The sequence below is a fragment of the Pseudomonas sp. LY-1 genome, assembly GCF_053502595.1.
The window spans coordinates 5,810,102-5,823,891 of record NZ_CP094353.1; the positions used below are offsets into that span (position 1 = coordinate 5,810,102).

General features: G+C 62.2%; 14 protein-coding genes. 7 read left to right on the top strand and 7 right to left on the bottom strand.

Going from position 1 to position 13,790, the window contains the following annotated elements:
- The first annotated feature begins 208 nt into the window (after positions 1–208).
- The 4 genes from antA (at position 209) to MOQ67_RS26705 (ending at position 4,724) form a co-directional block, all read left to right on the top strand.
- Positions 209–1,600 (top strand): anthranilate 1,2-dioxygenase large subunit, encoded by a 1,392-nt coding sequence (gene antA, locus MOQ67_RS26690; RefSeq protein WP_046382073.1) that lies wholly within the window; start codon positions 209–211, stop codon positions 1,598–1,600.
- Positions 1,600–2,091 carry an anthranilate 1,2-dioxygenase small subunit gene (gene antB, locus MOQ67_RS26695; RefSeq protein ID WP_017849473.1) on the top strand — a complete coding sequence of 164 codons (492 nt, stop codon included), beginning with the start codon at positions 1,600–1,602 and terminating at the stop codon, positions 2,089–2,091. The genes antA and antB overlap by 1 nt, the downstream gene beginning before the upstream one ends.
- Positions 2,092–2,242: 151 nt before the next feature.
- Positions 2,243–3,250 carry an anthranilate 1,2-dioxygenase electron transfer component AntC gene (gene antC, locus MOQ67_RS26700; RefSeq protein WP_017849475.1) on the top strand — a complete coding sequence of 336 codons (1,008 nt, stop codon included), beginning with the start codon at positions 2,243–2,245 and terminating at the stop codon, positions 3,248–3,250.
- Positions 3,251–3,323: 73 nt separating this feature from the next.
- A complete protein-coding gene (locus MOQ67_RS26705; protein WP_046488225.1) occupies positions 3,324–4,724 on the top strand; it encodes an amino acid permease in 1,401 nt (466 codons plus the stop codon).
- Positions 4,725–4,868: 144 nt separating this feature from the next.
- Here the strand turns inward: MOQ67_RS26705 and kynA are convergent, their stop codons facing one another.
- Together kynA and kynB are read right to left on the bottom strand one after the other, a co-directional pair.
- On the bottom strand, positions 4,869–5,741 hold the full coding sequence (kynA, locus tag MOQ67_RS26710) for a tryptophan 2,3-dioxygenase (RefSeq protein ID WP_169884502.1): 873 nt from the start codon (positions 5,739–5,741) through the stop codon (positions 4,869–4,871).
- The gene (gene kynB, locus MOQ67_RS26715; RefSeq protein ID WP_104904462.1) at positions 5,738–6,388 is read right to left on the bottom strand and encodes an arylformamidase; all 651 of its coding nucleotides are present in this window, start codon (positions 6,386–6,388) and stop codon (positions 5,738–5,740) included. Before kynB ends, kynA begins: the two co-directional genes overlap by 4 nt.
- 384 nt (positions 6,389–6,772) lie before the next feature.
- Between kynB and MOQ67_RS26720 the strand changes: the two genes are divergently transcribed.
- Complete coding sequence (locus MOQ67_RS26720; protein ID WP_010566207.1) at positions 6,773–7,117, top strand: cupin domain-containing protein; 345 nt, start codon at positions 6,773–6,775, stop codon at positions 7,115–7,117.
- Between the two features lie 50 nt (positions 7,118–7,167).
- Here the strand turns inward: MOQ67_RS26720 and mmsB are convergent, their stop codons facing one another.
- Both mmsB and MOQ67_RS26730 read right to left on the bottom strand, forming a co-directional pair.
- Positions 7,168–8,055 carry a 3-hydroxyisobutyrate dehydrogenase gene (gene mmsB, locus MOQ67_RS26725; RefSeq protein ID WP_017849480.1) on the bottom strand — a complete coding sequence of 296 codons (888 nt, stop codon included), beginning with the start codon at positions 8,053–8,055 and terminating at the stop codon, positions 7,168–7,170.
- A gap of 15 nt (positions 8,056–8,070) precedes the next feature.
- On the bottom strand, positions 8,071–9,588 hold the full coding sequence (locus tag MOQ67_RS26730; protein ID WP_017849481.1) for a CoA-acylating methylmalonate-semialdehyde dehydrogenase: 1,518 nt from the start codon (positions 9,586–9,588) through the stop codon (positions 8,071–8,073).
- A 131-nt stretch (positions 9,589–9,719) separates the two neighbouring features.
- On the opposite strand from MOQ67_RS26730, the gene MOQ67_RS26735 reads away from it, so the two are divergent.
- Together MOQ67_RS26735 and MOQ67_RS26740 are read left to right on the top strand one after the other, a co-directional pair.
- Entirely contained in the window at positions 9,720–10,667 is a 948-nt protein-coding gene (locus tag MOQ67_RS26735) for a LysR family transcriptional regulator (protein WP_046382067.1), read from the top strand.
- A 314-nt stretch (positions 10,668–10,981) separates the two neighbouring features.
- The gene (locus MOQ67_RS26740) at positions 10,982–11,272 is read left to right on the top strand and encodes a DUF3077 domain-containing protein (RefSeq protein ID WP_046382066.1); all 291 of its coding nucleotides are present in this window, start codon (positions 10,982–10,984) and stop codon (positions 11,270–11,272) included.
- A gap of 145 nt (positions 11,273–11,417) precedes the next feature.
- Here MOQ67_RS26740 and MOQ67_RS26745 read toward each other — a convergent pair whose 3' ends face one another.
- From MOQ67_RS26745 to MOQ67_RS26755, 3 genes are read right to left on the bottom strand one after another with little or no spacing between them, the layout of a single operon-like run.
- On the bottom strand, positions 11,418–11,909 hold the full coding sequence (locus MOQ67_RS26745) for an OmpA family protein (RefSeq protein ID WP_079444696.1): 492 nt from the start codon (positions 11,907–11,909) through the stop codon (positions 11,418–11,420).
- 4 nt (positions 11,910–11,913) lie between these two features.
- The gene (locus MOQ67_RS26750) at positions 11,914–13,176 is read right to left on the bottom strand and encodes a diguanylate cyclase domain-containing protein (protein WP_046382064.1); all 1,263 of its coding nucleotides are present in this window, start codon (positions 13,174–13,176) and stop codon (positions 11,914–11,916) included.
- On the bottom strand, positions 13,173–13,748 hold the full coding sequence (locus MOQ67_RS26755) for a YfiR family protein (RefSeq protein ID WP_046382063.1): 576 nt from the start codon (positions 13,746–13,748) through the stop codon (positions 13,173–13,175). The genes MOQ67_RS26750 and MOQ67_RS26755 overlap by 4 nt, the downstream gene beginning before the upstream one ends.
- Between the last annotated feature and the right edge of the window lie 42 nt (positions 13,749–13,790).

Genomic DNA, 13,790 nt, shown 5'->3' on the forward strand with positions numbered 1-13,790 from the left:
TAACAACGCTCGACTATGTGGATAAACCACCGACTTCTGCGCGCACCACCCTGCATGACAGTAGCGCATTGCGTCACCGCCCTGCACCGGCGTGGGTATTTCATGCCCAACTATCCGGCCCGCCTTCGCCCATTAAGCGGATAGCCCGCCGTCTCGGCGCAGTCGCTTAATGGCTGACCCGTTCAGCCATTATCAAAAGGTGCGTCCCATGAGTGGTGCAAGAAGCGTCGAGCAATGGAAAAGCTTCATCGACAGCTGCCTGGATTTCCGCCCCGCCGATGAAGTGTTCCGCATCGCCCGCGACATGTTCACCGAGCCGCAACTGTTCGACCTGGAGATGGAACTGATCTTCGAGAAGAACTGGATCTACGCCTGCCACGAAAGCGAACTGGCGAACAACCACGATTTCGTGACGATGCGCGCCGGGCGCCAGCCGATGATCATCACCCGCGACGGCGACGGCCAGCTCAACGCGCTGGTCAACGCCTGCCAACATCGCGGCACCACCCTCACCCGCGTCGGCAAGGGCAACCAGTCGACCTTCACCTGCCCGTTCCACGCCTGGTGCTACAAGAGCGATGGCCGGCTGGTGAAGGTCAAGGCGCCGGGGGAATACCCGGAAGGTTTCGACAAGGCCACGCGCGGCCTGAAAAAGGCGCGCATCGACAGCTACAAAGGCTTTGTGTTCATCAGCCTGGACGTGAACGGCACCGACAGCCTGGAAGACTTCCTCGGCGACGCCAAAGTGTTTTTCGACATGATGGTCGCCCAGTCCGCCACCGGTGAGCTGGAGGTGCTGCCGGGCAAGTCCGCCTACACCTACGACGGCAACTGGAAGCTGCAGAACGAAAACGGCCTGGACGGTTATCACGTCAGCACCGTCCACTACAACTACGTGGCCACGGTGCAGCACCGCCAGCAGGTCAATACCGCGAACGGCACCGCGGCCGGCACGACGCTGGACTACAGCAAACTCGGCGCCGGCGACGCGAATACCGACGACGGCTGGTTCGCCTTCAACAATGGCCACAGCCTGTTGTTCAGCGACATGCCCAACCCCACGGTACGCTCCGGCTACGCCACCATCATGCCGCGCCTGGTGGCAGAACACGGCCAGCCAAAAGCCGAGTGGATGATGCATCGCCTGCGCAACCTGAACATCTATCCGAGCCTGTTCTTCCTCGACCAGATCAGCTCGCAGTTGCGCATCATCCGCCCGTTGGCGTGGAACAAGACCGAGATCATCAGCCAGTGCCTGGGGGTGAAGCACGAGTCCGACGCCGACCGGGAAAACCGCATCCGCCAGTTCGAGGACTTCTTCAACGTCTCGGGCATGGGCACGCCGGACGATCTGGTGGAGTTTCGCGAGGCCCAGCGCGGTTTCCAGGGCCGCCTGGAGCGCTGGAGCGATATCTCACGCGGCAGCCACCGCTGGGCCACCGGGCCGACGCCGAACAGCGAAGCCCTCGGCATCCAGCCCGCCATGACCGGCACCGAATTCACCCACGAAGGCTTGTACGTCAACCAGCACCGCAACTGGCAGCAGTTCCTGCTCAACGGCCTCGACCAACGCGCGCTGAAGCTGCGGGAGGTGGAATGATGAATGCGCCATTGCAGTACCGGATCGAGCAATTTTTCTATCGCAAATCCGAGCTGTGCGACGCCCAGGACTGGGACGCCTACGTGCAGCTGTTCGACCCGCAGAGCGAATTCCACCTGCCGCAATGGGACTCCGAACACGTCTACACCCGCGACCCCAAGCGCGAAATGTCGCTGATCTATTACGCCAACCGCTCGGGCCTGGAAGACCGCGTGTTCCGCCTGCGCACTGGCAAGGCGGCGTCGGCCACGCCCATGCCGCGCACCTTGCACCTGATCCACAACGTGCGTATCGCCGAGCAGGCGGACGGCACGCTGGAGGTGCGCTTGAACTGGCACACGCTGTTCTATCGCCTGGCCACGTCGGAGCAGTTCTACGGCCACGCGACCTATCGCCTCAAGCCCCATGGCGACAGTTGGCTGATCACCCGCAAGCACGCGTTGTTGCTCAACGACACCATCAACTCGGTGCTGGATTTCTATCACCTGTAACGCTGGCGAACGCCCCCTTGTAGGAACGAGCTTGCTCGCGAAGGACGTCAACGATGACGCGGGCATCCTGAATGTACGCGGCGTCCTTGAGTTTTTCGCGAGCAAGCTCGCTCCTACAAGGGTTCACACATGAACCCACGGAGTACTGGGGATGAATCACAAAGTGGCCTTCAGTTTTGCCGACGGCAAGACGCTGTTTTTTCCGGTGGGCGCGCATGAGATCCTGCTGGATGCGGCCCTGCGCAATGGCATCAAGATTCCGCTGGATTGCCGCGAAGGCGTGTGCGGCACCTGCCAGGGCCGCTGCGAGAGCGGTGAATACAGCCAGGACTATGTGGACGAGGACGCCCTCTCCAGCCGCGACCTGCAACAGCGCAAGATGCTCAGTTGCCAGACCCGGGTGAAGTCGGATGCGACGTTCTACTTCGACTTCGATTCCAGCCTGTGCAACGCGCCGGGGCCGGTGCAGGTGCGCGGCACGGTGAGCGAGGTGCGGCAGGTCTCGACCGGCACCGCGATCCTGCAAGTGCAGCTGGAGCAAGCGCTGGACTTTCTGCCGGGCCAATACGCCCGCCTGGCGGTTCCGGGCACCGACAGCTGGCGCGCATATTCCTTTGCCAACCGGCCGGGCAATCAGCTGCGGTTTCTGATCCGCCTGCTGCCCGACGGGGTGATGAGCAACTACCTGCGCGAACGTTGCCAGGTCGGCGATCCGCTGCTGATGGAGGCGCCGCTGGGTGCGTTCTACCTGCGCCATGTCAGCCGACCGCTGGTGCTGGTCGCCGGCGGCACCGGGTTGTCGGCGTTGCTGGGCATGCTCGATGAACTGGCGGCCAACGCCTGCGAACGGCCGGTCCACCTGTACTACGGCGTGCGCGGCGCCGAGGACCTGTGCGAAGCGGCGCGCATCGAGGGTTACGCGTCCACCCTCGCGGATTTTCGCTACACCGAAGTACTGAGCGACCCGCCGCCCGCATGGCCCGGCAAGCGTGGCTACCTCACCGAGCATTTCGACCTGGCCGAATGGCGGGACAGTTCGGCCGATATGTACGTGTGCGGGCCCCCTCCGATGGTCGAATCCATCCAACAATGGCTGGTGGATCAGGCACTTGATGGCGTTCAGTTGTATTACGAAAAGTTCACGCAGAGTAATATCTGACCCCTCAGCACTTCTGAGGGGTTGGGCGCGGCGTGCAATCAACCCCAAGAAAAACAAGTAGAAGGGAATGTTAATGGCGGATGACATGGTTAACCCGGTAGGCCTCAAGCGTGGCCTGAAGAACCGGCATATTCAGCTGATTGCCTTGGGCGGCGCGATCGGTACGGGGCTGTTCCTCGGCTCGGCCGGCGTGCTCAAGTCGGCGGGGCCGTCGATGATCCTCGGCTACGCGATTGCCGGTTTTATCGCGTTCCTGATCATGCGCCAGCTCGGCGAGATGATCGTCGAAGAGCCGGTAGCCGGTTCGTTCAGCCACTTTGCCCACAAATACTGGGGCGGTTACGCGGGCTTCCTGGCGGGCTGGAACTACTGGGTACTCTACGTGCTGGTGGGCATGGCCGAACTGACGGCCGTGGGCAAGTACATCCAGTTCTGGTGGCCGGAGATTCCGACCTGGGTCAGCGCGCTGGTGTTCTTTGTCGCGGTGAACCTGATCAACACCCTGAACGTGAAGTTCTTCGGTGAGACCGAGTTCTGGTTCGCGATCATCAAGGTGGTGGCGATTGTCGGCATGATCGTGCTCGGCTGCTACCTGTTGTTCAGCGGCACCGGCGGCCCGCAAGCGTCGATCAGCAACCTGTGGAGCCACGGCGGTTTCTTCCCCAATGGCGGCATGGGGTTGTTGATGTCCATGGCGTTCATCATGTTCTCGTTCGGTGGCCTGGAGCTGGTGGGCATCACCGCCGCCGAGGCCAGCGAGCCGCGTAAAGTGATCCCGAAAGCGATCAACCAGGTGGTGTATCGCATCCTGATTTTCTACGTCGGCGCGCTGACCGTGCTGCTCTCGCTGTACCCGTGGGATCAACTGCTGCAAACCCTCGGCGCGTCGGGCGATGCCTACAGCGGCAGCCCGTTTGTGCAGATCTTCTCGCTGATCGGTAACGACACCGCCGCGCACATCCTCAACTTCGTGGTGCTGACCGCGGCGCTGTCGGTGTACAACAGCGGCGTGTACTGCAACAGCCGCATGCTGTTCGGCCTGGCCGAGCAAGGCGACGCGCCGAAAGCGCTGATGAAACTCAACAAACAAGGCGTGCCGCTGCGGGCCCTGGCGATTTCGGCGCTGGTGACGCTGCTGTGCGTGGTGGTCAACTACGTCGCGCCGCACAGCGCGCTGGAGTTGCTGTTCGCGCTGGTGGTCGCCTCGCTGATGATCAACTGGGCGCTGATCAGCCTGACCCACATCAAGTTCCGCAAGGCCATGGCCGAGCAAGGCGTGGTGCCGTCGTTCAAGACCTTCTGGTTCCCGTTCAGCAACTACCTGTGCCTGGCGTTCATGCTGATGATCATCAGCGTGATGCTGGCGATTCCGGGCGTTCGCGATTCGGTGTATGCGATGCCGGTTTGGGTGGGGGTGATCTACATTGCCTACCGCTTGCGGATCAAAAACGCGAAAGTGGCAGTGACGCAATAACCTAGGTGGGAGGGAGCTTGCTCCCGATGGCGGTGTGTCAGTCAGTGGATGTGTTGGCTGTCACACCGCTATCGGGGGCAAGCCCCCTCCCACATTTTTGATTGCATTCCAAATGAAAAGCCCCGGTGATCCGGGGCTTTTTGTTTAGAGCGTGGAACGTACTCGCCACAGCTCGGGGAACAGCACCGTGTCGAGCATCTTGCGCAGGTAACCCACGCCCTCGGTGCCGCCGGTGCCGGGCTGGAAGCCGATGATCCGTTCCACCGTGGTCACATGGCGAAAGCGCCATTGGCGGAAGGAGTCTTCCAGGTCGATAAACTTTTCGGCCAACTGGTACAGGTCCCAATAACGGCTCGGGTCGCGGTAGACCTCGCGCCACGCCGCTTCCACGGAGGCATCGTGAACCGTCGCCGCCGTCGGGTCGCGTTCGGCGCGTTGCGGGTCGATCGTCAGGCCGGCCTTGACCATCAGGTTGATCGCCTCGTCGTACAGCGACGGCGTGGCGATCGCCACTTGCAGTTCTTGCAACAATTGCGGGCGATGGGCGTGAGGCCGCAACAGCGCCGGGCTTTTGTTGCCGAGGATGAATTCAATCTCACGGTACTGGAACGATTGGAACCCGGACGATTGGCCGAGGAACGGGCGAATCGCCTTGTACTCCGACGGGGTCATGGTCGCCAGCACCGCCCAGGCGTGTACCAGTTGATCGAAGATCCGCGAGACCCGCGCCAGCATCTTGAACGCCGGCGGCAACTCGCCCAGGCGCAGGTGTTCGCGGGCGGCCTTGAGCTCGTGGAGCATCAGTTTCATCCACAGCTCGGAGGTCTGGTGCTGGATGATAAAGAGCATCTCGTTGTGGTCCGGCGACAGCGGGTGCTGGGCGCTGAGGACTTTGCCCAGGTCCAGGTAGTCGCCGTAGCTCATGGACTCGGAAAAATTCAACTCGGCGTTATGCCATTCTTCCGGCGGTTGCTGATCGGCATGCTTATAGTCTGGAGAGAAGGGACATTGGCTCATCGTGCGGGCTCCACAAGCGGGCGCAGGATTGCGCGGACAGGGCTGGCGTCGAGGTGGGCAAACCGCAGCGGCAGCGCGATCAGTTCATAGTCGCCCTCCGGCACGTCATCGAGCACGATGCCTTCGAGTATCGCCATGCCATGGCGGGCCACGGCGTTGTGAGAATCCATGGTCTTGGACTGTTGCGGGTCCAGGGACGGCGTGTCGATACCGACCAGGCGCACGCCCAGGCTGGCGAGCAGCTCGATGGTCTGCGGAGCGATGGCGGTGAAGTTCGCATCCCATTCGGTCAGCGGCGCCTGTGGATAAGTGCGCAGCAACACACGTTCCGGCAAGTTATCCACACGCCCTTGCAACTGCTGCGGCTGCACCAGCGCGCCGCTGTCCAGGCAATGCAACACGCGGCACGGGCCCATGTACACGTCCAGCGACACCTCGCCGATCGGCGCGCCGTCCGCGCTGTAATGCAGCGGCGCATCGACATGGGCGCCGGTGTGCGGCGACAAGGTAACGCGCCCGACATTCACCGGGCACTCCGGGCCGAACTGCCACACGCGCTCTTCCTGGAACGGCGTATCCCCCGGCCAGGTCGGGGTCGCCGTACTCAAGGGCGGGCTGATGTCCCACCACGTTTTTATTGGGTTCATATCAAGGCTCTCGGTCGTGACTGAAGTGAATGATACGAGGGCCAGCCGTGAATTTTCTTGCGAATTCCTGCGACAAGCGGGAAATCTTTCGCACTTAATGCGAGGAAACGGCTTATCTACGCTCAAAAGTGTCGCCTAGCCACAGTGACGCTGCCACCGAGGGTTAATGTGGGAGGGGGCTTGCCCCCGATAGCAGTGTGTCAGTTGACACATGTGCTAGCTGATCCGCAGCCATCGGGGGCAAGCCCCCTCCCACATGAACTTCGCGGTTCCCGGACAATCGCAGCCCCTGCGCTTCTGGGCATCCCGATGTCGAGTTCAGACCATTGCCCCTGCCTGCGACGCTATAGGGTTCGACTCTCGTTCACTTGCCTCGGAGTCATCATGTCCAAGCCCATCACCGTACTGCGCGACACCCACCCCTTGCCGGTCCTGGATGCCTGCAAATGGGAAAAGCTCGAAGGCGACCCGCACACCGTCAACCTCAACGCCTACACCAGCGAAGACGGCAGCAAGATCATGGGCACCTGGATCTGCACACCGGGCAAGTGGTACGTGGAATACGTGAAGTGGGAATACTGCCATTTCCAGGAAGGCTACTGCGTGATCACCCCAGAAGGCCTGGAGCCGATCCATTTGCGCGCGGGGGATATCTTTGTGGTGGAGCCGGGGATGAAGGGGACGTGGGAAGTGGTCGAGACGGTGCGTAAGTATTTTGTGTTTGCCTGAACCGCAATAAATAGTGGCGAGGGAGCAAGCGCCCTCGCCACAGGCGGTATCTATTTGGGCTTGCGGTAGCTGTTGATGATCGCCGAGAAGTCCTTGCCCCCTTCCCCGCGCTGGCTCATCGATTGATACAACTGCTGGGCCACAGCGCCGAGGATCACCGGCTGGTGCGCCTGGCGCGCAGCTTCGGTGGCCAGCCCCAGGTCCTTGAGCATCAGGTCGGCACCGAAACCACCGGTATAACCCCGCGATGACGGCGCGGTTTCGATCACGCCCGGCCACGGGTTGTACGTGTCGGAACTCCAGCAGCGCCCGGTGGAGCTGTTGATGATGCCAGCCAGCACCTGGGTGTCGATGCCCAGCGCATCGCCCAGGGCCATCGCTTCGCTGACGCCGACCATGCTGATGCCCAGCAGCAGGTTGTTGCAGATCTTGGCGATCTGGCCGGTGCCGACGTCGCCGCAACGCACAATGTTGCGGCCCATCTGCGCCAGCACCGGTTGCAGGGTGGCGAACAAGTCCGCGCTGGCGCCGACCATGAAGGTCAGCGTCCCGGCTTGCGCGCCGCCAGTGCCGCCGGAGACCGGTGCATCGGCGACGGCCACCCCTTGCTTGGCTGCCGCCGCCGCGACATCGCGGATGGTCTGCGGGTCGATGGTGCTGCAATCCACCGCCGGCACGCCTTGGCCGATGCCGGCCAAAACGCCGTCTTCACCCAGCCAGACACTGCGCACATGGGCAGCGGCCGGCAGCATGGTAATCACCAGCTCGGCACCGGTGGCCGCATCGCGCGGTGAACCGCTGATGCTGCCGCCCAGTTCGGCCAGTTCCTTGAGTACCGCCTGGTTCAGGTCGAACAGGTTCAGCGCGTGGCCGGCCTTGATCAGGTTGCGGGCCATGGGCGCGCCCATGTTGCCCAAGCCGATAAATGCAATCTTCATGCTCGTCTCCCGGAATCAGCGCAGGTTGATGGTGGTGTTGACGCCATCGTTGACCGTGTCGTCATCGAACCAGCGGCTGGTGACGGTTTTGGTCTGAGTGTAGAACTGCACCACTTGCTTGCCATACGGGCCGAGGTCGCCGAGCTTGGAACCGCGCGAACCGGTGAAGCTGAAGAACGGCACCGGCACCGGGATCGGGATATTGATGCCGACCTGGCCGACGTCGATTTCGCTCTGGAACTTACGCGCCGCCGCCCCGCTCTGGGTGAACAGGCCGGTACCGTTGCCGAACGGGTTGGCGTTGACCAGCGCGATGGCCTCATCGAGGGTGTCGACTTCCAGTACCACCAGCACCGGGCCGAAGATTTCCTGGGTGTAGATCTGCATGTCGGTGGTCACGCCCGAGAACAGCGTCGGGCCGACGAAGTTGCCTTGCTCGAAGCCCGGCACTTGGACATCACGCCCGTCCAGCTCCAGCTTGGCGCCTTCTTTCACGCCGCTTTCGATCAGTTCCAGAATGCGCGCCTTGGCACGCTTGGAAATCACCGGGCCGACATCCGTGCCCGCTTCGCTGCCGGCATTGACCTTGAGCTTCTGCGCCAGCGCCTTCAGATCGGGCAGCCATTGCTTGGAAGCGCCCACCAGCACCACCACCGAAGTGGCCATGCATCGCTGGCCCGCCGCGCCGAAACCGGCACCGACCAGGGCGTTGAGGGTGTGTTCGCGGTTGGCATCCGGCAGCACCACCGCATGGTTCTTGGCGCCCATCATCGATTGCACGCGCTTGCCGTGTTTGCCGGCCAGGTCGTACACATGGGTGCCCACGGCGGTCGAACCGACGAACGACACTGCCTTGATGTCTTTATGCGTGCAGAGCGCATCCACCACGTCCTTGCCGCCGTGTACTACGTTGAGCACGCCGGCCGGCACACCGGCTTCCAGCGCCAGCTCCACCAGCAGCATCGTGGACAGCGGGTCTTGCTCGGAAGGCTTGAGGACGAAGGTGTTACCGCAGGCAATCGCCATCGGGAACATCCACAGCGGAATCATCGCCGGGAAGTTGAACGGAGTAATCCCGGCGCACACGCCGATGGGTTGGCGCAGGGTGTAGGTATCGACACCGCCGGCGACGTTTTCAGCGAACTCGCCCATTTGCAGGGTGCCGATGGAGCAGGCGTGCTCCACCACTTCCAGGCCACGGAAAATATCGCCCTCGGCATCGGCAATGGTCTTGCCCTGCTCGGCACTGAGGACCACGGCGATGCGCTTGGAGTGCTCGCGGATCAAGGCTTGCAGCTTGAGCATGATACGCATGCGTGCGCCGATCGGAGTCAGCTTCCAGGTCTGGAAGGCCCGATGGGCGGCGTCGATGGCAGCGTTGACTTCTTCAGCGGTGGCAAACGGGACTTTGGCCAGCACTTGCTGGGTCGCCGGGTTGACGATGTCTTGCCAGTGGGTGGTCTTGGACTCGACCCATTCACCGTTGATCAACAACTTGACCTGTTGCACGGAAATATCGGCAGATGCGTTCATGTGGTCTCCAATTTGTATTTATAGGCAGAGAACCAAGGCGTTGAATCGCCTTGAGGATGAGGCGTTCGGACTGTTTTTGGAGTATAGATGTGCAAACTTCTAATAAGAACGCACATAAAAGCCGGTCCAATATGCAAAAAAACATCACATCACTGGGTTCCCTGAACTGGGACGACCTGAAGTTTTTCCTCGAAGTGGCCCGCACCCGCAAGGCCAGCGTCGCTGCCAAGCGGCTGGCGGTGGACTACACCACCGTGTCGCGGCGCATCAGTTCACTGGAAGTATCACTCGGCACCCTGCTGTTCGAAAAATCCCGGACCAGCGGTTTCGTCCTCACCAACGAAGGCCAGCGCTTGCTCGGCTACGCCGAATCCATCGAAAGCACCTTGCACATGGCCTGCGAACAAGTCTCCGGCTCCGGCGTGGCGCTGTCCGGGCATGTCCGCATGGGCTGCACCGAAGGCTTCGGCAGCTTCTTCGTCACCCCGCAGTTGAGCCACTTCGTCGACACCTACCCGGCGATCTCGGTCGACATCCTGCCCCTGCCCCACTTCATCAGCCTGTCCAAGCGCGAAGCCGACATCGTCATCGCCCTGGAACGCCCGGAACACGGGCCGTATGTGTGCTGCAAACTGTGCGACTACAAGTTGCAGCTGTACGCGACCCAGGACTACCTCGACCAACACCCACCCATCCACCGCCCGACGGATCTGGCCGAGCATCCGTTCATCAGCTACGTCGACGACCTGGCCTTCAGCTCGGAGCTGTTGTACCTGGCCAACGTAGTCCCCGGCGCCAGCGCCAGCCTACGCAGCACCAGCGTGATCGCGCAGTACGTGGCAGCGCAGCAAGGACGGTCGATGGCGATTCTGCCGTGCTTTTTGGCGGCGCAGGATCCACGGTTATTGCCGGTGCTCGGGGAGCAGATTGCGGTTACCCGGCAGTTTTGGATGTATTGCCGGGAGGATTTGAGGAAGTTGAAACGGATTACGTTGTTGTGGGACTACATCAGGGAAGTGACGGAGCAGAATCGGGGGTTGTTGATGGGGGAGACGCGGGAGATGCGGTTTGCGGATTAAAGGGCCAGCAACGACGATTCGCTTTAAATTGCAGGACGATTCCTAGAGAATCTCCAGCCTATTGCGCCTTAGGGTTCGAGTCACTAGCCTCCGTACTTCGCTGAAATCAGCGAACGGGTTTAGCGACCCGAACCCGGACACAGCCCCCAATGGCAGGAGCTTTGTGCTCTTCGTTCTCGTGTTATGGCGGCTGTGCGTGGGAGATCTTCGGGTCTGCCGGGTCCTGGGTCCGGTTCGCTAACCTGCGTACAGCTGCCACCCTTTCATGTTTAGCGACATGAATGGGTGGTTCCTAAAACTCCCAGGTATAGATCATGACCAAAATCGTCCCCGACCCACCGCTTTCTGCCTTCACCACCCTCGGCGTCGTCACCTTCGGCGACTACGGCGAAAACGAAAAACCACTGTTCCGCGTCAACGCGGGCATGCCGCTCGGCGAGGCGCTGGAACACGCCTCTACCCTGCTTTACTACGCCAAGAAACTCGCGATGGAAGCCGCCATGGATGTGCGCGGCGAGCAATACGCCTGGGCGGCGCATTATCTGTGTGAGATGGGCAAGGCGGTGGTGGATGACTTGACGCAGGCGCTGACGCCGAGCGGTTAAGCGAACACGGTACAAATGTGGGAGGGGGCTTGCCCCCGATAGCAGTGTGACAGCCAACACATCTACTGGATGACACACCGCCATCGGGGGCAAGCCCCCTCCCACATTTGGATTGCATTTCATACATTGGAACGGGCGAAGTCGCTTAGTCGGTACTTACCACAATCGACACCCGCCGATTCTCGGTGCGCCCTGCGGCGGTGTCGTTGGCGGCCACCGGCTGGCTGCTGCCCAGGCCGCGCAGTTGGATGTTTTCCTCCTTCATCCCCACGCGGGTCAGCACCGTGGCCACGCTTTTGGCGCGGCGCAGGGACAGTTGCTGGTTATAGCTCTCTTTGCCCGAGGCGTCGGTGTGGCCGTCTACCCGCACGCGGTCGATGCCCACGCCCAGCAACGCCTTGCCGATGCGCTCGACAATGACCGTGCTGGGGGCGTTGAGGCTTTCGACGTCGCTGCCGAACAGCACTTTGCCCGACAGGCCGAACGCCCAGCCGTCGTCGGTCAGTTCGAAACCTTGTTGCTTGAGGACGGCGACTTGCGCCGGGCTCAGGCCTTTGGGAGGTGGTGTCTGGCAGCCGCTCAGGGCCAGCAGGGCCACGAATAAGGTGATAAACACAACGCGTGCAGTCGAGAACAAGGGATCAACTCCTGTGGTGAACGTTGACGACGGGGAGCTCCGCCTCCGCCGTTTGCTGGCCGCCCAGTGACAACCGTTTGGCTTGGTACATCGCCGCATCGGCGGCGTTGAGCAGGGCGCCGGGGGTGACGCCATGATCGGGGTAGATGGCGATGCCGATACTCAGGGAGGTCAACACGTGGGTGTCGCCCGGCACCGGAATCGGTATGTCCATGCTGGCAATGATCTTGTCGGCGATGCGCTGGGCATCTTCTAGTTTGTGCAGCGGCGAGAGCAGGATGGCGAACTCGTCGCCGCCCAGGCGTGCCACCAGGTCGTCTTCGCGCAATTGCGCGCGCACGCGCGTGGCAACCGCCACCAGCACCGCATCGCCGGCGGCGTGACCGAAGTTGTCGTTGATGTCTTTGAAGCGGTCACTGTCGAGAAACAGCACCGCCACCCGCTCGTTGGCCTTGGCGGCGCTGCGCAGGGCACGGATCAGGCGGCCTTCGAAGAACGCGCGGTTGGGCAGGCCGGTCAGGCTGTCGTGATTGGCCTGGTGGGCAAGGCTTTCGTTTTCGCTTTGCAGGTGGTTTTGCCAGGCTTGCATTTCTTCCAGCAGGGCATTGAAGTCGTTGCCCAGGCTGTCGAGTTCGGCGATTTGTGCCCGTGGCACGCGGCGGTCGAAGTCGCGCTCGATGCGCGCGGCGTGGGCCACCGCCGCGAGGCTATGCAACGGCCCGGTAATCCCCTGCAACAGGCGCCGCGCCAAATGCACGGCGACCCAGGCGCTGAGGACGGTGCAGATCAGAATCCCGGCCAGGCCGCTGAGCAAAAAGCGCAACAGGCTGGCGCCGTGACCGGTCAGGTGAATGCTGCCGATGGTGCGCCCCTGGTGAACGATCGGCTGGCTGATCGGCTGTTCGAGCAGAGAATGGGCCAGTTGCAGCTCGACCCGGGACAACATCCCGGTGTCCGGCCGTAGCCACTGCGCCAGCAGCCGGCCGTTGGCGTCGAAGACTTGGGCCTGGGCCACTTCTTCGGTGGAGGCGATCAGGCTGAGGGCTTCGGTGGCCGCCGCACGGTCGTTGAACACCACCGCCGCTTCCACGGTGTAATTGATGGAGCGTGCGATCAGGTGCAGGTTGTGCTCGGCATACACGCGCAGCGCCAGCACCCCGAGCAAGGTCAGGGACACACTGGCCAGCGTCACCGCCACCAACGCCAGGATCAAGTGCCCGCGGCCGATGACCGAGCGCAGGGTCGGTTGCGCTTTCGTCCATCTCATGACGCAGGCGCTCGACGGCGCGACAGCTGCAACACGCTGGGGTGAATACGCACGCCGCTGCGGGCCACGGAGTCGAGGTTGACCTCGAACGACACCTGCTCATCGCCCACCCGCAGGCAGAACAGACTGCCGACGGTGCATTGGTCGCCGCCTTCGCTGATGCTCAGCACCGGGTGGCCCATCAATGACGCAAACAAACGGCTGCGCTCATCAGTATTGAGTTCGCCGATGTACACAGCGTCGCAGGCATTGACGATATCGGGGTTGTCGGCCAGCAGGCGCTGCACCACCACCGGGCGACCGGTGGCTTGGGTGGTGCCTTTGACCAGGTCGTCGGTGTATTGGGTCGGCCCGACGACGCACAGGCGCAATTGCGCCGGTTCCACCGGCCAGCGCGCATAACTGAGGATACCCAGCACCACCTGGGTCACCGCCTGGGCACGGGAGTCGGCCATGCCCACGGGGCTGGCCGTCTGGGCAAAAGCACGCGGCGCGAGCAGGCACAGCACGGCCACCAGTAACATGCGTCTCCAGCTCAAGCGATGCTCTGTGGACGAGACAGCCACGTTCATGCAGCGATTCTCTCAGGTGTCAACGAGGGGTGATGCCGCAAC